20 protein-coding genes are annotated in these 18560 nt (G+C 39.3%); 15 read left to right on the plus strand and 5 right to left on the minus strand.

What is annotated here, in order from left to right:
* The first annotated feature begins 6 nt into the window (after positions 1–6).
* Complete coding sequence (locus AOLE_RS06150) at positions 7–1674, plus strand: PqiB family protein (protein WP_035331522.1); 1668 nt, start codon at positions 7–9, stop codon at positions 1672–1674.
* Positions 1664–2371 (plus strand): PqiC family protein, encoded by a 708-nt coding sequence (locus AOLE_RS06155; protein ID WP_023274172.1) that lies wholly within the window; start codon positions 1664–1666, stop codon positions 2369–2371. Before AOLE_RS06150 ends, AOLE_RS06155 begins: the two co-directional genes overlap by 11 nt.
* Before the next feature lie 60 nt (positions 2372–2431).
* Here the strand turns inward: AOLE_RS06155 and uraH are convergent, their stop codons facing one another.
* The gene (gene uraH / locus AOLE_RS06160) at positions 2432–2833 is read right to left on the minus strand and encodes a hydroxyisourate hydrolase (RefSeq protein WP_005306885.1); all 402 of its coding nucleotides are present in this window, start codon (positions 2831–2833) and stop codon (positions 2432–2434) included.
* 11 nt (positions 2834–2844) lie between these two features.
* Entirely contained in the window at positions 2845–3312 is a 468-nt protein-coding gene (locus AOLE_RS06165) for a GlcG/HbpS family heme-binding protein (RefSeq protein ID WP_081399285.1), read from the minus strand.
* A gap of 125 nt (positions 3313–3437) precedes the next feature.
* Here AOLE_RS06165 and AOLE_RS06170 point away from each other — a divergent pair, with 125 nt between their 5' ends.
* The 10 genes from AOLE_RS06170 to AOLE_RS06215 all read left to right on the plus strand — a co-directional run bounded on the left by AOLE_RS06170 (position 3438) and on the right by AOLE_RS06215 (position 13753).
* The gene (locus AOLE_RS06170; protein ID WP_013197289.1) at positions 3438–4109 is read left to right on the plus strand and encodes a heavy metal response regulator transcription factor; all 672 of its coding nucleotides are present in this window, start codon (positions 3438–3440) and stop codon (positions 4107–4109) included.
* The gene (locus AOLE_RS06175; RefSeq protein WP_013197290.1) at positions 4106–5509 is read left to right on the plus strand and encodes a heavy metal sensor histidine kinase; all 1404 of its coding nucleotides are present in this window, start codon (positions 4106–4108) and stop codon (positions 5507–5509) included. The genes AOLE_RS06170 and AOLE_RS06175 overlap by 4 nt, the downstream gene beginning before the upstream one ends.
* Positions 5510–5605: 96 nt before the next feature.
* On the plus strand, positions 5606–6169 hold the full coding sequence (locus tag AOLE_RS06180) for a lipocalin family protein (RefSeq protein WP_013197291.1): 564 nt from the start codon (positions 5606–5608) through the stop codon (positions 6167–6169).
* Between the two features lie 119 nt (positions 6170–6288).
* Entirely contained in the window at positions 6289–7260 is a 972-nt protein-coding gene (locus AOLE_RS06185; RefSeq protein WP_013197292.1) for an acyl-CoA desaturase, read from the plus strand.
* On the plus strand, positions 7257–8519 hold the full coding sequence (locus tag AOLE_RS06190) for an NAD(P)/FAD-dependent oxidoreductase (protein ID WP_013197293.1): 1263 nt from the start codon (positions 7257–7259) through the stop codon (positions 8517–8519). The genes AOLE_RS06185 and AOLE_RS06190 overlap by 4 nt, the downstream gene beginning before the upstream one ends.
* Before the next feature lie 21 nt (positions 8520–8540).
* Positions 8541–9332: a DUF1365 domain-containing protein gene (locus tag AOLE_RS06195; RefSeq protein ID WP_013197294.1), complete on the plus strand. Its 792-nt coding sequence runs from the start codon at positions 8541–8543 to the stop codon at positions 9330–9332.
* On the plus strand, positions 9329–10528 hold the full coding sequence (locus tag AOLE_RS06200; protein ID WP_013197295.1) for an SAM-dependent methyltransferase: 1200 nt from the start codon (positions 9329–9331) through the stop codon (positions 10526–10528). The genes AOLE_RS06195 and AOLE_RS06200 overlap by 4 nt, the downstream gene beginning before the upstream one ends.
* Before the next feature lie 29 nt (positions 10529–10557).
* Entirely contained in the window at positions 10558–11337 is a 780-nt protein-coding gene (locus tag AOLE_RS06205; RefSeq protein WP_013197296.1) for a DUF1295 domain-containing protein, read from the plus strand.
* An 8-nt stretch (positions 11338–11345) separates the two neighbouring features.
* Positions 11346–12395: an SAM-dependent methyltransferase gene (locus AOLE_RS06210; RefSeq protein ID WP_013197297.1), complete on the plus strand. Its 1050-nt coding sequence runs from the start codon at positions 11346–11348 to the stop codon at positions 12393–12395.
* Between the two features lie 29 nt (positions 12396–12424).
* Positions 12425–13753: a sensor histidine kinase gene (locus AOLE_RS06215; protein ID WP_013197298.1), complete on the plus strand. Its 1329-nt coding sequence runs from the start codon at positions 12425–12427 to the stop codon at positions 13751–13753.
* Here the strand turns inward: AOLE_RS06215 and AOLE_RS06220 are convergent.
* Genes AOLE_RS06220 through AOLE_RS06230 form a run of 3 tightly spaced genes read right to left on the minus strand, consistent with a single transcriptional unit; the run spans position 13750 to position 15496 of the window.
* A complete protein-coding gene (locus AOLE_RS06220) occupies positions 13750–14445 on the minus strand; it encodes a response regulator transcription factor (RefSeq protein ID WP_013197299.1) in 696 nt (231 codons plus the stop codon). The two genes, AOLE_RS06215 and AOLE_RS06220, sit on opposite strands and share 4 nt — an antisense overlap.
* A 17-nt stretch (positions 14446–14462) precedes the next feature.
* Complete coding sequence (locus tag AOLE_RS06225; RefSeq protein WP_013197300.1) at positions 14463–14957, minus strand: chalcone isomerase family protein; 495 nt, start codon at positions 14955–14957, stop codon at positions 14463–14465.
* A complete protein-coding gene (locus AOLE_RS06230; protein ID WP_013197301.1) occupies positions 14924–15496 on the minus strand; it encodes a nuclear transport factor 2 family protein in 573 nt (190 codons plus the stop codon). Before AOLE_RS06230 ends, AOLE_RS06225 begins: the two co-directional genes overlap by 34 nt.
* Before the next feature lie 278 nt (positions 15497–15774).
* Here AOLE_RS06230 and AOLE_RS06235 point away from each other — a divergent pair, with 278 nt between their 5' ends.
* From AOLE_RS06235 to AOLE_RS06245, 3 genes are all read left to right on the plus strand, one after another.
* Complete coding sequence (locus AOLE_RS06235) at positions 15775–16527, plus strand: aspartate/glutamate racemase family protein (protein WP_013197302.1); 753 nt, start codon at positions 15775–15777, stop codon at positions 16525–16527.
* A gap of 136 nt (positions 16528–16663) precedes the next feature.
* On the plus strand, positions 16664–17650 hold the full coding sequence (locus tag AOLE_RS06240) for a quinone oxidoreductase family protein (RefSeq protein ID WP_023274173.1): 987 nt from the start codon (positions 16664–16666) through the stop codon (positions 17648–17650).
* 11 nt (positions 17651–17661) lie between these two features.
* Positions 17662–18510: a TauD/TfdA dioxygenase family protein gene (locus tag AOLE_RS06245; protein WP_013197304.1), complete on the plus strand. Its 849-nt coding sequence runs from the start codon at positions 17662–17664 to the stop codon at positions 18508–18510.
* Positions 18511–18560: the final 50 nt, after the last annotated feature.

The following is an 18560-nucleotide window of genomic DNA, read 5'->3' on the forward strand; positions in this document are numbered from 1 at the left end:
AGAACAATGAGTATGTCTGAAAATGAAATAACCACTGGTAACTCAGATCATCGTGATCCGGAAGTTGAACTGGATAACATGAATGATTTGCCAGAACCCCAAGAAAAGAAAAGTCGATGGAAGCCTTTATTAATCTGGCTCATTCCATTAATTGCTCTTTTAATCGCGCTTTCGTTGGCTATAAAGGCGTTACTGTCTCATGGTCCTAGCATTGATGTGTCTTTTCGCACAGCTGAAGGGTTGGTTGCCGGTAAAACAACAGTTCGCTATAAGCAGGTCGATATTGGTGTAGTAAGGCAGATTGATCTTTCAGATGATCGTTCACATGTTATTGCTAGAATTGATTTACGTAAAGGCGCCAGTAACTTTGCAGCAAAAGATTCACGATTTTGGGTCGTGCGACCGCGTATTGGGACGAGTGGAGTTTCAGGAATAGACACCTTATTGTCAGGTTCATACATTGAAGTGGATGGCGGTAAATCAGAAGAGGATAAGTTTGAATTTACTGGCTTAGAAGTACCACCAGTGATTTCTTCAGATGTTCCCGGAAAAGTATTTTTCTTAAATGCAGATGATTTGGGATCTTTAGATATAGGTTCTCCAATTTATTATCGTCGAATTAATGTAGGGCAAATTACAGCCTATAAATTATCTGATGATGGTAAATCTGTAGAGCTGCAAACTTTTATTCGTGCGCCGTATGACAAGTTTGTCACTACCGATGCACGTTTTTGGCAGGCCAGCGGGATCGATGTGACCTTAAACGCTTCAGGCTTTAATTTAGATACTCAATCTTTGGCAAGTATTGTCGCAGGTGGTATTGCATTTGGATTCCCTGAAAGTTCACATGCCACAATGGCAGCGAATCAGAGTCGCTTTAATCTTTGGGACTCAAAATCTGAAGCATTAAAAGAGCCTGACGGACAACCTCGTGGTGTGATTATGTATTTTGATCATTCATTGCGTGGGCTTTCTGTTGGAGCGCCAATTGATTTCATGGGTATTGAAATTGGTAATGTTAAATCGATTAATGCAGAGTTTTATGACCACTATAAACAGATTCGTATGCGTGTTGAGGCGGTTATCTATCCTTCACGTGTTGAAAATGGTCAAGCGCTTAATCCAAATAGTGAAATTTTCAAAGATTTTGTTGAACATGGCTGGCGTGCTCAAATGAGAACAGGCAATCTGCTCACGGGTCAAAATTACATTGCACTAGATAAGTTCCCTAAAGCGAAACCAGCGACATTACAAATTTTGAGTGATAACCGTGTAGTAATTCCGACTACACCAACCGAGCTGAGTGGCTTACAAGCTCAAGTTTCTCAGATTGCTGATAAGTTAACGAAATTCCCGTTAGTTGAGATTGGGCAAGATGTACGTAAAACGCTCAATAATATGAACACCGCCATTGCCTCTACAGACAAACTTGTTAAACAGTTAGATGGAAAAGTTGCACCTGGTTTACAAGCAACTTTAGATGATGTTCGTAAAACTGTAAGATCGTCTGAGTCTATTTTGTCGAGCGATGCGCCGTTACAACAAGACGTACGTAAAGCATTGCAGCAAATGACACGTGCGGCAGCTTCACTACAGTTAATGGCAGATTATATTGAGCAACATCCCGAATCAATTATTCGTGGTAAGACACCAGAGGCCGATGATGAAAAATAAAAACACTCTATCTTTTCAACATCCTAAAGCAGCCAAATGGCTGCTTGGGAGCGGCCTGTTTTTAACGGCAGTTGCCATGACGGCATGTTCGAGTTCGCCAACGCCAAACTATTATACGATTTCCCCTAAAATTACTCCGGCAGTTAGCTCGAGTATTCGAGTCATTGAAGTTTTACCAGTTGGACTCCCTGACCGTTTAGACCGTGCGCCTTTGGTGCTGCAAGACAGTAGTGGCAAGTCTACGGTGTTAAACAATGAGCGCTGGACATCAACCATGAGTACGCAATTACGCGATACTTTGTCGGCGGGTTTGCAACAAAAATTAGGCGCAATTGACAGTTATAGCAGCGGCCTAGCTGGAAATAATCAGCCTTTATATCGAGTTTCTACAGACTTTTCTCATTTTGATATTGTAGATAAAAGCTATATTAATATTGCAGTGTCTTGGGTGGTGAAGCGTCAAATACCGCCTAGTCAATTAGAGTCAAACAATGCAAAAGTCATCACGAATGCAGGATCTCAGTTAAATTGTCGAATTGCTTTTCAGCAGCCGATTGATCAAAAAGCTAAAAAGATGGATGCGATTGTGAATGCTTCAAGTGAGGCAATGACTCAAATAATTAATACGGTTTCTTCTTCAATTGTGGCATTAGATTCAAACAAAAAATCGGTGATTAGCAATGGTGTTTGTTCGTAAAACATATCGCTTTTAACCAACCCCTTTATTTGTGTACAACAGATAAAGGGGTTTTCTATTTTAGTTGCCTCGATAGGTTGAGTAACCGTAAGGGCTGAGTAATAAAGGAATATGGTAGTGGTTTACGCTTCCATCGACTTTAAAAATTACAGGTACTTCGGCAAAAAAAGTTTGTTGTTTATTCTTTTTAAACCAGTCTTCAGTTTTAAAAGTAACTTTATAAACCCCTTGCTCTAATTTTTTATTTTCTGGATAGAGCGCAGTAATACGTCCATTTGAATCGGTCACTTGCTGATTAAGTTTAATCCACTGGTTATTGGTGTTTTTTTCTAAAACCACTTCAACCTGAGAAGAGGGCAAACCCGTCTCTAGATTTAACACATGCACACTTAGCGGATTAGTTTGTGCAAATGTAGCCGAAGCAATAAATAACGAAGATAAAGCAATAAATGATTTAGGCATGTTGAAGCTCCTTATGAATGAAAAACGGTTTCAATGGCTTTGCTTGCGCATTGATTGTCATTTTGTGCGCCGCCAGCACCCGCAACGCCAATCGCGCCGATCACTTGGTTCTCAAAACGGACAGGTACGCCGCCTCCTAACAACAATAAATTTGCCAGTGTGGTTAAATTTTTTGCATCGGGGTTTTGGTTACTATTTTGGCTTAAAACTAAGGTCGATGTTTTGGTAGATAACGCGGTATATGCTTTTTTCTCGGCAGCCATTAAGTTATGCGGGCCCACCAACTCATGCCGTTCGGCAGTTAATGGATTACCGCCGCGATCTACAACAACAACCGCAATATTTTGATTTAATTTTTTGCATGCCTCTTTTGCACTGTCGGCTAGCAGGTGGGCAGTTTTTAGATCTAACGAATAAACTTGATTCAAAGCAGGGGGCTGTGCAAAAGTACTATTACCGAATAGCACGGCTGCTAACATCAGCCAGTTCAATTTTTTCATGTTGATTGCCTCTATGTCGCTTTGAAAATCTTAAACAAATTGCTTAACTTCAAGCGTGACAATCACATTACGAAGTTGTCATCTTTCAAATGAGTCTCTACAAAATGCGTATCCTTATTATTGAAGACGAGATCAAGATCGCCACTTATTTGGTCAAAGGATTGAAAGAGTCTGGATATCAAGCGGAGTGTGTTCACTTAGGGATGCAAGGTTTGGAAATGCTAAAGAGAGATCAATATGACTTGCTTATTCTTGATGTGATGTTGCCGGACATAGACGGCTGGAGCGTATTACAGGTCCTACGCCAGTTTTCAAAAATTCCAGTGATTTTCTTAACGGCCAAAGATCAGGTGATGGATAGAGTCAAAGGTTTAGAGTTGGGTGCAGATGATTACTTGGCTAAACCATTTTCCTATATTGAACTGTTGGCACGCATTAAAAGTCTGTTAAGACGACAGCAATATCTGCAAGAAAACGAATTGTCTATTAGTGATTTAAAAATGGATTTGGTTGCTCATAAAGTATGGCGTAATGGAAACTTAATTGAGCTGAGTAAAACCGAATTTAATTTGTTGCGCTATCTATTGCTCAACAAAGAGCAAATTGTGACACGCAGACAAATTGGTTCAGAAGTTTGGAATATTAACTTTGATACTGATACAAACTTTATTGATGTCGCTGTACGCCGTTTACGAAGCAAAATTGATGAGGGCTATGACTTAAAACTCATTCATACCATACGTGGCTTGGGCTATAAAATTTCGGTTAGCTTATGAACTTTAAATTTCTGCGTTCGCTTGAAGTCCGTATTACATTATTGGTCACGCTTTGTTCTGCCTTAATTTTATGTTCCGTCGGCTTTATGACCTATTTAGGCATTAACCAGATTTTATTAAAGCAGCAAGATAAAGCTTTAGCAGAGCGAATTAACCGTTTGGAAATTTTGCTGCAAGATAGCGAAAATGTAGAGCAAATCATTGCGCGTCCTAAGCTATATCAAAACATGCTTGGCAATCAAGACAACTTGTTTCTGCTTATTCATAAAGATAAAACTTTAATTAATATCAATCCGCTTCACATTCAACTGCCTGAACTTGCACAGCGCAACAGTCTTCAATTTCAAGATTTAGCGAACAACTCATATCCAACACGCATTGCTTGGAAAACCATAAAAATTAATAACGAGCCTTATGTGCTCATTGCAGGTAAACAGTGGTCGGAACGCATCAATATTCTTTTACCTTTTCAAGAAAGTCTCTTGATGTATGTGGTTGGGGGCGTGTTTGCAATCTTTGTGCTTTGTATTTTAGCGTGTCATTTAGGTTTACGGTCGCTACAACAGCTTCGTAAGCAAACTCATTCTATTAACGTAAATCAGCTCCAGAAAAGATTAAACCTATCTAATTCACCTTTAGAAGTTGAGCTGCTTTCAAAAGATATAAACCACATGCTTGAGCGTATTGAAAAGGGCTATACCCAGCTCAACCGTTTTTCTGAAGATATCGCTCATGAGTTCCGCACACCTTTAAATAATCTGATTGGGCAAACTGAGATTGCTTTAACTGGCGATCGCTCGGTTGAGCAATATGAAGATTTACTGGTGTCTCATTTAGAGGACTACCACAGATTAAAACGTATGATTGATAGCATGCTTTTCTTGGCAAGAGCCGATCAGAAAATGGTGCTTGTAAATAAACAGGAAATAAACGTCCAAGACGTTATAGATGGCCTATGCCAGATTTTTGAATATCAAGCTGAAGATCAAGACTGTCATTTTAGTTTTAACTTAGAAGCTCAAACTTTATTTGCAGATCCTGCGCTATTTCAAAGAGCTGTTTATAACCTGATTTTAAATGCGCTGGTTCACGGTGGTGACAAGCGGACTATTTATATCGCAACTAAACATAAAATGATTGAACATAGGCAATGGGTGAGTCTGACTGTGGTAACGGGAGATGTTTCAATTGCTGAACAACAACTTGAGCATCTTTTTGAAAGATTCTACCAATGCCACTCAAGTCGAAGTGATGAGAACCAGACAGGTGGATTAGGTTTGTCGATTGTCGCTTCAATTATGGATCTACATCATGGCCTTTATCGAGTTTATAACACGGTCGAGGGTGTGTGCTTTGAGCTTAATTTTCCAGTTGCAGATGCTGCAAAGAAATACAATTAAATCCTTATTAATGTTCCTTAATTTTTAAAATTCACACTTTGTTCACAGCCCTCTGACGTATGTTTAATCATATGAAATAAACAGAAGAGGGTAGTTATGAAATTATTATTTAAGTCACTGGTCATGAGCAGCAGTCTTACAGCGGTCAGCTTAATGCTTCCTTTGAGCACCTTTGCCGACACAAATACTAAACCTGTCGCTGTTGATTCTATCGATATTAATAAATACGCGGGTAAGTGGTATGAAATTGCGCATTTACCCATGTTTTTTCAGCGTAATTGTGTAGCCAATACAACTGCAAACTATTCTATTAACGCGGACAAAACCGTTGGTGTTTTAAATAGCTGTACGAATAAAAATGGAGAAACGATCTCATCTGAAGGCGTTGCTTATTCGCAAAATGAAGGCAACAGTAAATTGAAGGTGAGCTTTCTACCTTCTGGACTAAGATGGATTCCTTTTACAAAAGGCGATTATTGGGTTTTAAGAGTTGACCCAAATTATCAGGTCGCTTTAGTGGGTGGCCCAAGCCAAAAATATTTATGGATTCTTTCTCGTAGCCCTCAACTTGATGAGGCGACATATCAATCTTATCTGCAAACCGCAAAAAGCTATGGCTACGATGTTTCTAAACTCGTTAAGACCACACAGACTAAATAGCGAAGTGCTGGTTGCGTAGATGCATATATTTATCTCGTAACCGAGTGAACTTCACATAAAATTCATTGCGCATTTTCTAAATTAGAACCAAAAGAAATGCTTTAGATCAGGAAGAATCAATGTCTAAATTTTTTCTGCGCTGGATCGATAGCTGGTCAGATTCAGAAAATGCGCAAGTGGGTGCTTCTAGCGAATATGTCATTGAAAAGAACATTCAATGGTTAAGAATTATTCCTTTTATTTTATTACATATCGCTTGTTTAGCAGCGTTTTGGGTGGGCGTATCTTGGTTCGCTGTGTTCTTCATGCTGGGGTTTTATTTTCTTCGCATGTTTGCAATTACTGCTTTTTTCCACCGCTATCTTTCGCATAAAACTTTTCAGACATCACGTATTGTTCAATTCATTTTTGTACTGATCGGAACCATGAGTGCGCAGCGCGGACCTTTATGGTGGGCAGCACATCACCGTTATCACCATCATTTTACCGACACCGATCAGGACCCGCATTCAGCGAAAGCAGGCTTTTGGTATTCCCATGTAGGCTGGTTTTTAAATGAGCAGAATTTTGCCACTCGAAAAAAAGTCATTAAAGACTGGTTGAAATATCCTGAGCTGATTTGGCTGGACCGATTTAGTTTACCTATTGTGATTTTGACGGCTTTAGCAATTTATGGTTTCGGTTCATGGCTTGCACAACATTTTCCTGAGTTAGGTACTAATGGCTTACAGCTTTTGGTGTGGGGTTTTGTGATTTCCACAGTTCTATTAACGCATGCAACCTTGTGTATTAATTCACTCGCTCATCGTTATGGCTCACGTGAGTTTAATACCCCAGATGATAGTCGTAATAACTTCCTACTTTCTTTAATTACCTTGGGTGAGGGATGGCACAACAACCATCACTTTTACGCTGGCAGTGTGCGTCAAGGTTTTTATTGGTGGCAGGTTGATATCACCTTTTATGTACTCAAAATGATGTCTTTATTTGGTTTAGTGTGGGGACTAAAGCCCGTACCAGACAAGGTTTATCAATATAAAAAGATTAAAAACCTATCGATAGAAAAAATTGAAAACGGTGAAGTGTTATGAAAATTGCCATTATTGGTTCAGGTATATCTGGACTTTACGCAGCTTGGAGATTGTCAGAACAACATCAGGTCACTGTGTATGAAAAAAATAACTATTTTGGCGGTCATACTGACACTCACGAGCTAGAGATAGAAGGCACTAAAGTCGCGGTAGATAGTGGTTTTATTGTGTTTAATGACTATAACTATCCGTTATTTACCAACATGCTTAAAAAATTAGGCGTAGAAACTCAAAGCAGCGATATGAGTTTTTCGGTGAATAATTTGGTCAGTGGACTTCAATATAATCCTTCAAAAAAATGGTCGCTCTTTGCCCGTCCGCAGAACTTTTTAAACCGTAAATTCCTGCAAATGCTCTCAGATTTGCTACGTTTTTATGATGATAATAAAGATATAGATGTGGCAGATATTGATCCAAATTTATCGATTGAAGAGTATTTGGACCTCCATAAATATAGTCATGAGTTCCGTTATGAGCATCTTTATCCGATGTGCGGAGCCTTATGGTCAGCTCCCGTTGAGCAGGTAGGCCAAATTCCATATCGATTTGTGGTGAGCTTTTTTCAACATCACCGCATGTTACAGCTAAAAGAGCGGCCACAATGGCAAACGGTTAAACACGGTTCAGCAAGTTACATTCGTGCCATTCAAAAGCATTGCCCATCCATTGAGTGGAAGTTTGCAGAAGTAAAAGCTGTGAGCCGTTCACCAGAAACTGTGTTGATCGAAACTGTTGAAGGACAAACCCAATACGACTGGGTGATTTTTGCAAGCCACGCTGACGATAGCCTAAGTCTCTTAAAAGATAGTTCTTTGCTTGAACGGGAAATCTTAAGCAAATTTGGTTATCAAGATAATCGAATGGTGGTTCACCGTGATCTTTCAATTATGCCTAAAAGCCGTTTGCAGTGGGCAAGCTGGCATGTACATGTAACACCAAAATCTCAAGTTCAAAACGAAGTATCCGACATACATTATGGTTTTACCTACTGGATGAACAATTTGCAGAATTTATCCTGCGCTACTCAGATTTTTTCTACGTTAAATCCGAATATGAAAATTAAAGCTCAAGACATCTTGGTTGAGCGTAAATATCGTCATCCTGTGTTTGATGCAAAAGCGATTCAAGCTCAATCTCGTTGGCAAGAAATTAATGGACAAAATCGTACTTCGTTTTGTGGAGCATATTGGGGCTGGGGGTTTCATGAAGATGGTGCCCGCAGTGCATCACGTGTTGTAGAGCAACTCTTAGCGTTATAAAAATAGGTAAGGAGCTTTCAAATGTTATTAAATAAACTAGCTATCGCTCCTGCACTTATTCGTCACAGACGCTATAGCCCGAAACCGCATCAATTCACATCGACCTTAAATTATTTATGGTTCGATCCAGATCAATTAGATGATATTACAAAAGATTGCTCACTGTGGTCGACTGATCATTGGAATGTTTTAAAACTATCTGAAAAAGATTTTTTAAACATGTATCGCGGTTCTATAAAGGATCGAGTCGAGAAAGCGATACTGCAAAATAACAACTCACATCTTCGGCCAGATTGGCAAATCAGAGTCTTGGCTTTGCCTCGTAGTTTGGGTTTTAGGTTTAATTCGGTCGTATTTTATTTTGTTTTAAATAAAACTGGAAAACCCGTATTTATTGTCAGTGAAATTACCAATACCCCGTGGAATGAACGAAAAGTTTATATACACGACTGCTCAAAACAACAAAGAAATATGGGTGATTATCAGAGTTTTGATTTTCATTTTGAAAAATCATTTCATGTTTCGCCGTTCATGCCTATGCAGTTGACTTACCACTGGCGGTTTAGTTTTTCAGATCAGCAAAATGTCATTCATATGCAGCTCTTTGAAGAACAAAAACAACTCTTTGATGCCACTATGTGCTTTGAACTTGTGCCCATCACATTTCCTTCACAGCAATATCGATATGCTCTTATAAACAGCCTAGCGCCTTTTAAAATGTTGTTTTCAATATATTTAGAGGCATTTAAGTTGTGGCGAAAAAAAGTTCCATTTTATCGCCATCCTAAAAAGATAAAGGTAGATAAGACATGATAAAAACATTTCTTTATGGTGAAGATGACTCACTACCGTTACTGCTCAAGAGTCTTCTTAAACTACGTCATGGACAGATTACTTTTCAGGGCGCGTGGAGTGGTACGGTTGGCGAGGTTTCAGACTTACATGCTGTGATTGAAGTCCGCAATCCTTTGTTGATGGATCTGATTTTAAAAAATGGGGTTTTAGGGGCAGCGGAAGGCTATATCCGTGGTGACTGGAGCAGCGAGCAACTTGTAGAGTTGGTGCAGATCTTGGCACGTAATCGAGATGTACTAGACCAGTTCAACCAGAATGTTATTGCACAAGCAAGCCAGCTTTTTCTTAAAGCTTGGTATAAAAATAGAAAGAATTCTTTAAGCGGTAGCCGTAAAAATATTGCTGAACATTACGACTTAAGCAATGACTTTTTTAAATTATTTCTAGATCCATCTTTAATGTATTCGAGTGCCGTTTTTGAAAATGAAAATATGACACTCGAAGACGCATCTGATTTTAAGAAAGAGCTGATCTGTAAAAAGTTAGATTTAAAACCAATGGATCATTTGGTTGAAATCGGAAGTGGTTGGGGCGGTTTTGCCATTTATGCAGCTCAACATTACGGCTGTAGAGTGACCACCATTACCATTTCACAAGCTCAATACGATGAAGCCGTTACTCGTGTAAATGACGCAGGCTTAGCTCATCGAATTGATGTGCAACTGAAAGACTATCGCTTGCTCGAAGGTAAGTTTGATAAGCTGGTTTCAATTGAAATGGTTGAGGCCGTTGGTGCGCAATATTTATCGACATACTTTGATCAGTGTAAAGCGCTATTAAAACCAAAAGGTTTGGCATTTATTCAAGCCATTACCATTGAAGATTTCCGCTATAAAAAAGCATTAAATACTGTTGATTATATTAAGCGCTATATTTTCCCTGGTAGCTTCATTCCTAGCATAAGTGTATTGACTCAAACCGCCTCTGAAAGTGGTTTAAGGCTAAAGTATTTAAATGATATCGGTTTAAGTTATGCACAAACAATTCATCACTGGCGAGCACGGTTTTTAACCGCACGAGAAGAAGTATTGGCTCTGGGTTTCGATGAAAACTTCATTCGCATGTGGGATTTCTATTTATGTTATTGCGAGGGTGGTTTTAAAGAAGGAGTGATAAGCAATGTTCACTTGTTGTTTGAAAGTACCAGTTACTAACTCAAACACATCAAGCAAGGAGACTGCTCATGTTTTGGAATTTACTGATTCTAGATTTAATGATCATGTTGCTGAGCTGGCTACTTGCCACTCTAAATGGCCGAGCTGGAATTGTAGATGCTGCATGGAGTTTCTGTCTGGCAGTAAACATTATTGTGTCTTCTTTACTCATTTCAGTTGCTCCTGTTGAAGTGCGTCTGTTTATTGGTATTTTTAGCGGCTTATGGTTTCTAAGATTATTTTGGCATCTCTTAAGACGTTATCAATCTGAACAAAAAGAAGATGGCCGTTACGCGAACATGCGTAAGTCGATGGGAAAGTTTCAGCATTTTGGCTTCTTCTTATTTTTTATCTTTCAAACACTTTTAGTGCTTTTGTTCTTCTTACCAATGTGGACGCTACTCAATGTAGAAGCAACTGAATGGAGTAGTGGATATAAAGTCAATTTAGTGATTGCGGCCGTCATCATGGCGATTGCCTTTATTGGAGAGCAGCTCGCTGATCAGCAGTTATATCGGTTTAAATTAAATCCAGATCATCATGGCAAAACCATGGATCAGGGTTTATGGCGTTATTCACGTCACCCTAATTATTTTTTTGAATGGTTACATTGGTTTGCCTATCCAATTATTGGTTTAGCGGCAGGCCAATATTTATTGTGGATTTATCCGTTACTGATGTGGCTGTTTTTATATTACGTCACGGGTATTCCATTTAGTGAAAAACAAGCAATTAAAAGTCGCGGTCAAAATTATCGTGATTATCAGCAAAAAACATCAATGTTTATTCCGCGAAAACCCAAAAAATAGGTGCGCATATGGATTTTATTGTTCATCAGTCTTTGAGAATTGTTGAAAGTGGTGTGCTTCCAGATCATGCAATTCGAACTGCAATCCGTGCTTTAAGCAAAAAACGCTTAATTCAAGAAGGCCGTTATGACCCTGAACAAGGGGCGCAGCGATACATTGATGTGCTTAATATGCTAAAACGGAGTGAAATCGCCGTTGAAACGGACAAGGCAAACGAGCAGCACTATGAATTACCGACCGAGTTTTTTCAGGCGGTGCTTGGAAAAAGACTCAAATATAGTGCCTGTTATTTTCCGACTAAAACGACAACTTTAGATCAGGCAGAAGAGCTCGCACTTCAGCTTTATTGTGAAAGAGCACAACTCAAAAATGGTCAACACATTTTAGAATTAGGCTGTGGTTGGGGTTCTTTAACTTTGTGGATGGCAGAAAACTATCCACGCTCACAGATTACAGCTGTTTCAAATTCTGCCACTCAGAAAAAGCATATTCTCGGGCAAGCAGAATTGAGAGGTTTAAACAATATTGAAGTGCTCACCTGTGATGTGAATGTACTTGAATTAGACCAAGCCCAGTTTGATCGTGTTGTATCGGTTGAAATGTTTGAACACGTTCGTAACTATCAACGTCTTTTTGAAAAAATTCAGGGCTGGTTAAAGGCAGATGGCTTACTTTGGTGTCATATTTTTTGCCATCGCTTTTTACATTATCCTTTTGAAGTAAAATCAGATTATGATTGGATGTCCAAGTATTTCTTTACTGGCGGTTTAATGCCGTCGACTTCCACTTTTTTGCATTTTCAAGAGCATTTAGAGTTGGCTCAACAGTGGCAATGGTCGGGTGAGCACTATATGAGAACAGCAAACGCTTGGCTTGAGAATATGGATAACCAAGAAGTCGAACTGAAACCATTGTTTAAAAAAATCTATGGAAAAGATGCCAATATTTGGTGGCAACGCTGGCGTATTTTCTTCATGGCTTGTGCTGAGCTATTCGGTTTTGAGCAAGGACAAGAATGGGTCATTGGTCACTTTTTATTTAAAAAGAGAGCATTGTAATTTCTACAGCCTATCCCGGCGATAAAGATATGATAAGAACTCGAAACGATGGCAAAGCGAGTCATCCATTAGCCCAAATGTTCAATCGATATTATTGGTTGCAGATTGGTCTGATTGCATTATCGATCGTGGTCGGGTTGGCGTGTAGTGCTTGGGTGATTAAAGGCTCTTTACTTAAAACTGCTTTAGAGCAGGAAATGGAACATTACTGGTTACGTATCGAACGTAACCCAAATGCAGATTTACCTGATACCAAAAATTTATATGGATATCGGTGGAATACAGAGGTCGCACCTCAACCTTTTAAAGACATGCGTTTAGAAAGTGGCGTGCATCGAGTATTTGTTGATGGTAAAGAACGGATGACAGTCTATGGTGAGCATAACGGTCAGCATGTTCTATTGGTATTTGGCGAAAGTAATGTCAATAAACTGATCTGGTTATTTGGCCTTGCTCCACTCATGTTCAGTTTATCTGTTCTATATAGCTTTTTGTGGTGGTCAAACCGAAGAGCAAGACGCTATTTTTCCCCAATTACGCGTTTAGCGAATGCTTTAGAAAATATTGATTGGGCACATCAAGATACTCAAGCATCTCCTTTTAAAGATATTAATACCAATGGCAATATGGAAGCAGAATATCTCAAACAAGCCTTGGAAAAATATCATCAGGTTTTAAGTGATTTTATTCGACGCGAAAGGGAATTTACAGGAGATGTGAGCCATGAGTTACGCACTCCGCTCACAATCTTAAAGGGTAATGTGCAACTTTGTCAGGCGAAGTATGGAGAAGATAAAGCCCTAGTTCGACTTCATAATACAATTGAAGATATGCAGTTATTAGTCGACACCTTGCTGGCAATCGCACGTAATACAGTAAAAAGCTTACCGTCTGAAAAGAATTTTTTATCCAGAATTGTGAGAGATTTAGTCGAAAGTTTAGATGCGGTCAGCGAGAGTAAGGGGATACATATTCATATTCAACCCGATCTTTCTGAACAGCCGCGTTGGTTATATCCCTCTATGACACAAATGGTGTTAAGCAATATTTTACGTAATGCGCTGAACTATTCTCAAGGCTCACAAATCGACATCATTCAACAAAAAAACAGCCTAATTATTGCAGATAATGGAATTGGAATTTCTTTACCTAACGATGTAAAGGTACAAGAGCTTAGCGATTCACAACTCTCGTTAAAGGCTAAAGGCCATGGAATTGGTTTGCAATTGGTACAAAAGCTTTGCAAACAATTAGGATGGCGAGTTGAGTTGTTTGATCGACAATATTATTTAACTACTCATCCTGAACTCGATTTGGAGCCGACCACTGGCTTAATTGTTGTGGTCTATTTAAGTTAAGTCGGGGAATCTTCCAAAGCAATTTTTAAACCGACACCTGCTACTGTGTGTAATAGTTTTGGGTCAAAAGGTTTATCAACCATTTTTCTTAAGTTGTAGATATGACTGCGTAACGCATCGCTCTCAGGTTCTTCGTCGCCCCATAATTCCATCATCAGTTCTTGCTTGGTCACCACTTTTGGAGACTGACGCATCAAAATTTTTAATAGTTTAAATTGAATAGGGGGTAACTCGATATTATTTCCGGCACGAACCACGGTTTGAGTTGCACTATCAAGAATTAAGTCGTGAATTTGAATTTTATGGTGAGTGACTTCGCCAGCTGCTCTTTTTATTAATGCACGAATCCGCATCACTAATTCATTAAAATCAAAAGGTTTTACCAAATAATCATCTGTTCCAGCAGTAAAACCTTTAAGTTTGTCATCTAAAGTATCTCTTGCTGTGAGCATAAGAACGGGAATATCAACCCCTTGTTCGGTACGTAGCCAGTTACATAGGTCATAACCCGAGCCATCGGGCAAATTTATATCGAGCAACAAAAGATGATAATGCTGCGATTTGAGAAAAGTCCGTGCAGCATCTAAATTACGTGCATGATCGACAATATAACCATGCACTTCAAGAAATTCGCAGACCGTTGCTGCGAGTTCAAAATGGTCCTCAACCATGAGGATAAAGTGATTACCCATGAGATTTTATTAAGCCATTAATTTAATAATTGTTGTTTTAATTTAGCATTAAACGGTTCGCTACCAAACCAGATTTTAAAATATTGATTTGCATTCGGATTGTTCAAAGAGCCGAGTAACTTCTGGTTTAATTTTAATTCTAGTTTTTGATTTTCATGTTGATAGTAGAGACTATAGAGATCTCCACTCTTAATTGGCCTATATAGTCCATTAATATGATTAAGCGGGGATTTCGCATCAAAGCCGCTAACATTTTTCTTCAAAAAGTGGGTGGCTGCGCGTTTAAATGCCCACTCGGGAATATCGCGGTTATAGCTAAACTCCATTTTGATGCTTTGGCTTTGCCAATTTTTTAGGCAATCTTCAGCAAAGTAACTGACATTTCCTACCTTCTTGCTCGTCACCATTAAAGGTGCTGAACTGCATTTTTTTAGTTCAGCCGCATTCGCTTGAGATACGATTAAGATTCCTAGAAATATTAAGATTCGACTTTTTTGAACGGTAATACCCATTTATATACTCCTCCAAATATTGGTAAAGAACGATAAAGGCCATTCGCCGGATCCCAATAATCTTGCTGGAAAATAATTTTTTGCTGCTCATTAATCTTAATTTGACTAATTCCATAAGAAGCCATGGTTTTTGAGCGACCTAACATTTTAAAGTCATAGGTCATGTACCAATGAATGTAGGCTGTATCTTGGTGATGAGTTGCACTAATGAGTTTTACAGTGACATTACTCACTCGGGCATTCATACCTTCAAAATGCTTAATCAGATCTTTTTTCTGAGAGAACTGCGAGAGTGTATCGTTGATATAAAGTTGATCAGCGTAAAGATGACTCGCGTTATTCACAAAAGAAGGGGTGCCAAGCGTATTAAATGCAGCAACAAAACGATTGCCAATGTCTAGCGCTTGCTGGTCATTTAATTCTATTCCAGTAATTTTTTGTTCGGCTTTGCCGTAATCACCTGAGTAGCTAGGCACACTTTTACACGCTGTTAAACCTACCAAGGTAAACAACCCTAGGGCTGTAGTTATAATTTTCATGTCTATATCCGAGCCAACTTTATAAGATTAAATTAAAGAGCTGGTCGTGAATTTTGCGTGAATTCTTGTTTTATGATTTGGGTTTAATGGAGAGCATTTTCTGTTTTAGAATTTTCATCAATTAGGTCTATTCAACTTAGACGTTTCTTTGGACGTCACACCGTTTAAAATTAATAAATAAGATAAGCTAGAAAAAATTTAATAAAGCAATTTTATTCTAGCTGTGCTTTACCCATAAGAGATATAGATAAGTTTTGCATAAATAGAAGGATTCAATAATGAAAACAATCGGCTTATTAGGCGGAATGAGTTGGGAATCTACAGCGCTTTATTATCAACAAATCAATAAAATGGTTCATCGTAAATTAGGAAAATTACACTCTCCTAAGGTCATTATTAATAGTGTCGATTTTGAAGAAATAGCAGCCTTGCAAGCGAAGGGTTTATGGCAAGAAGCTGGCGCATATTTAGCTGAGCAAGCACAAAATTTAGAAAAAGCAGGGGCGGATTGTATTTTAGTCTGTACCAACACCATGCATAAAGTTGCTGCACAGATTGAAGATTTAATTTCGATTCCTTTCTTACACATCGCTGACGCAACTGCAAAAGAAATTTTGAGTCAAAACATTGGTAAAGTTGCATTGTTAGGGACAGCTTTTACAATGGAGCAAGATTTTTATAAAGCTCGATTGCAGGATTATGGAATTCATGTCGTTATTCCAAATGAAGCCGATAGAAAGATAGTTCATAGCATCATTTATGAAGAACTTTGTTTAGGTGTGATCAACCCAGATTCTCAGCAACAGTACATCGCTATTGTAGAGAGACTCATAGCTGAAGGCACCCAAGGCGTTATCTTGGGTTGTACTGAAATTTGTATGTTGATTGGTGAGCTTAAATTCTCAGTTCCTTTATTTGATACGACCACCATTCATGCAAAAGAGGCGGTCAGTTTTAGCTTAAATGAAAATAAAAACTCTAATAGCGCCAATCTACATAAGTCTGCTGCAATTGCTGGGAGTATTCTTTAGCAATATTTGGAATATCCTTTGTCATTAAACGTTAAGCTTGTGTCGTGAAATGTAAAGTGGCCCATATCCTAACTGTTGTAATTTTGGTTATTGCTTTTATAGGCACTCAATAAAAAACCAAAATATGGAATAGGACATGACGTTGACGAAAGCTATACGTTTCTATGGAACAGGAACGCCAGAAGTAATGCGCTATGAGGATGTAGAAGTAGGAGATCCAAAAGCTGGAGAAGTACGCCTACGTCATGTGGCAGTCGGTTTAAATTATGCCGATACATATTTTCGTAATGGAACCTATCAAATTCCAATGCCTAATGGCATGGGCGTCGAAGCATCAGGTATCGTTGAAGCTTTAGGCGAAGGAGTCACTCAGCTTAAAGTAGGCGATCGAGTTACTTATACAGGTTTTTTAAATACGTTAGGTGCATATAGTACCCATCGTCTAATTCCAGCAAATGCTTTAATTAAATTACCCGAAGAAATTTCTTGTGAAACAGCGGCAGCCATGACCATGCGAGGGCTGACCGCTGCTTATCTGATGCGCCGCATTTATGACTTTAAAGCGGGCGATTCAATTTTATTACATGCAGCCGCAGGTGGTGTTGGGCTGATCGTTTCTCAATGGGCTAAATTACTTGGCTTGACTGTTATCGGTACCACATCTTCAGAAGAAAAAGCTGCCGTAGCGCGAGCTCATGGTTGTGATCATGTCATTAACTACAGCCATGAAAATGTTGCCGAACGCGTACGTGAGTTAACAGGCGGCGTTGGTGTAAATGTCGTTTTCGATAGTGTCGGCCAAGCGACTTTTATGAGTTCATTAGACTCTCTCAAACGCCGTGGTTTGCTGGTCTGCGTAGGAACAGCATCTGGTCCAATCCCTGCTTTTGACCCAGTATTACTTGCCGTAAAAGGATCATTGTTTGTCACACGTCCAGCTTTGGCAGATTACATTGCAGATCCTGCCGAGAAGAAAGAGCTGGCAAATGAATTATTTGATCATGTTCGACATGGGCGAATCAAAATTGAAATTAATCAGCGCTATGAGCTAAAGGATGCTGTGCAGGCTCATCGTGATTTGGAAGCACGTAAAACAATAGGTTCATCAATCTTTGTAATTTGAAGGGATTTCTTATGCAAATTGAACAGTTAACTTGCAATATTGGTGCAGAGCTCAGTGGCATCAAACTTGCTGATGCGATTTATGATGATGGATTATTTGCTGAAATTCGCACACAACTACTTAAACATCGCGTGTTGTTTTTACGAGATCAGCACTTAACCCGTCAGGATCATGTTGCATTTGCAGAAAAATTTGGACAGTTAGAAGATCATCCTGCCGTAGGCAGCCATCCTGATCATCCGGGTTTGGTGCAGATTTATAAACATCCGGAAAGTCCCGTCGATCGTTATGAAAATGCTTGGCACAGTGATGCAAGCTGGCGCAAGGTTCCACCGATGGGATGTGTGCTGCACTGTGTTGAATGCCCACCAGTGGGTGGCGATACCATGTGGACCAACATGGTGATGGCCTATGAGTCGTTACCCAACGATATTAAGGATAAGATTGCTGACTTACGCGCTTATCACAGCATAGAAGCGAGTTTTGGCGCGGCTATGCCACTTGAAAAACGCTTGGACTTAAAAGCAAAGTTTCCTGATGCTGAGCACCCTGTGGTACGCACTCATCCTGAAACAGGTGAGAAAATTTTATACGTCAATGCGTTTACGACCCACTTCAGTAACTATCACACCAAAGAGCGCGTCAGATTTGGACAAGATGCCAATCCGGGCGCAGCTGAACTACTACGTTACTTAATTTCTCAAGCCTATATTCCAGAGTTTCAAGTGCGTTGGCGTTGGAAGCCTAACAGCATTGCTATCTGGGATAACCGCAGCACACAACATTACGCAGTCATGGATTATCCACCTTGCCACCGAAAAATGGAGCGGGCCGGCATTATTGGTGACGCAACCTATTAAATCTATAGGTTAATAATTTTATCTAATTGAAAATTCTAAAAATATATGAG

Origin of the sequence: Acinetobacter oleivorans DR1 (assembly GCF_000196795.1) — a bacterium.
In the GTDB taxonomy this organism is placed as follows: Bacteria; Pseudomonadota; Gammaproteobacteria; order Pseudomonadales; family Moraxellaceae; genus Acinetobacter; species Acinetobacter oleivorans.

Coding starts and splice junctions, on each gene's coding strand:
- AOLE_RS06175 (WP_013197290.1), top strand. CDS start 4,106: ATGAACTTTAAATTTCTGCGTTCGCTTGAAGTCCGTATTACATTATTG.
- AOLE_RS06245 (WP_013197304.1), top strand. CDS start 17,662: ATGCAAATTGAACAGTTAACTTGCAATATTGGTGCAGAGCTCAGTGGC.
- AOLE_RS06235 (WP_013197302.1), top strand. CDS start 15,775: ATGAAAACAATCGGCTTATTAGGCGGAATGAGTTGGGAATCTACAGCG.
- AOLE_RS06240 (WP_023274173.1), top strand. CDS start 16,664: ATGACGTTGACGAAAGCTATACGTTTCTATGGAACAGGAACGCCAGAA.
- AOLE_RS06220 (WP_013197299.1), bottom strand. CDS start 14,445: ATGGGTAATCACTTTATCCTCATGGTTGAGGACCATTTTGAACTCGCA.
- AOLE_RS06185 (WP_013197292.1), top strand. CDS start 6,289: ATGTCTAAATTTTTTCTGCGCTGGATCGATAGCTGGTCAGATTCAGAA.
- AOLE_RS06150 (WP_035331522.1), top strand. CDS start 7: ATGAGTATGTCTGAAAATGAAATAACCACTGGTAACTCAGATCATCGT.
- uraH (WP_005306885.1), bottom strand. CDS start 2,833: ATGCCTAAATCATTTATTGCTTTATCTTCGTTATTTATTGCTTCGGCT.
- AOLE_RS06215 (WP_013197298.1), top strand. CDS start 12,425: ATGATAAGAACTCGAAACGATGGCAAAGCGAGTCATCCATTAGCCCAA.
- AOLE_RS06210 (WP_013197297.1), top strand. CDS start 11,346: ATGGATTTTATTGTTCATCAGTCTTTGAGAATTGTTGAAAGTGGTGTG.
- AOLE_RS06225 (WP_013197300.1), bottom strand. CDS start 14,957: ATGGGTATTACCGTTCAAAAAAGTCGAATCTTAATATTTCTAGGAATC.
- AOLE_RS06190 (WP_013197293.1), top strand. CDS start 7,257: ATGAAAATTGCCATTATTGGTTCAGGTATATCTGGACTTTACGCAGCT.
- AOLE_RS06155 (WP_023274172.1), top strand. CDS start 1,664: ATGAAAAATAAAAACACTCTATCTTTTCAACATCCTAAAGCAGCCAAA.
- AOLE_RS06170 (WP_013197289.1), top strand. CDS start 3,438: ATGCGTATCCTTATTATTGAAGACGAGATCAAGATCGCCACTTATTTG.
- AOLE_RS06205 (WP_013197296.1), top strand. CDS start 10,558: ATGTTTTGGAATTTACTGATTCTAGATTTAATGATCATGTTGCTGAGC.
- AOLE_RS06230 (WP_013197301.1), bottom strand. CDS start 15,496: ATGAAAATTATAACTACAGCCCTAGGGTTGTTTACCTTGGTAGGTTTA.
- AOLE_RS06165 (WP_081399285.1), bottom strand. CDS start 3,312: ATGTTAGCAGCCGTGCTATTCGGTAATAGTACTTTTGCACAGCCCCCT.
- AOLE_RS06180 (WP_013197291.1), top strand. CDS start 5,606: ATGAAATTATTATTTAAGTCACTGGTCATGAGCAGCAGTCTTACAGCG.
- AOLE_RS06200 (WP_013197295.1), top strand. CDS start 9,329: ATGATAAAAACATTTCTTTATGGTGAAGATGACTCACTACCGTTACTG.
- AOLE_RS06195 (WP_013197294.1), top strand. CDS start 8,541: ATGTTATTAAATAAACTAGCTATCGCTCCTGCACTTATTCGTCACAGA.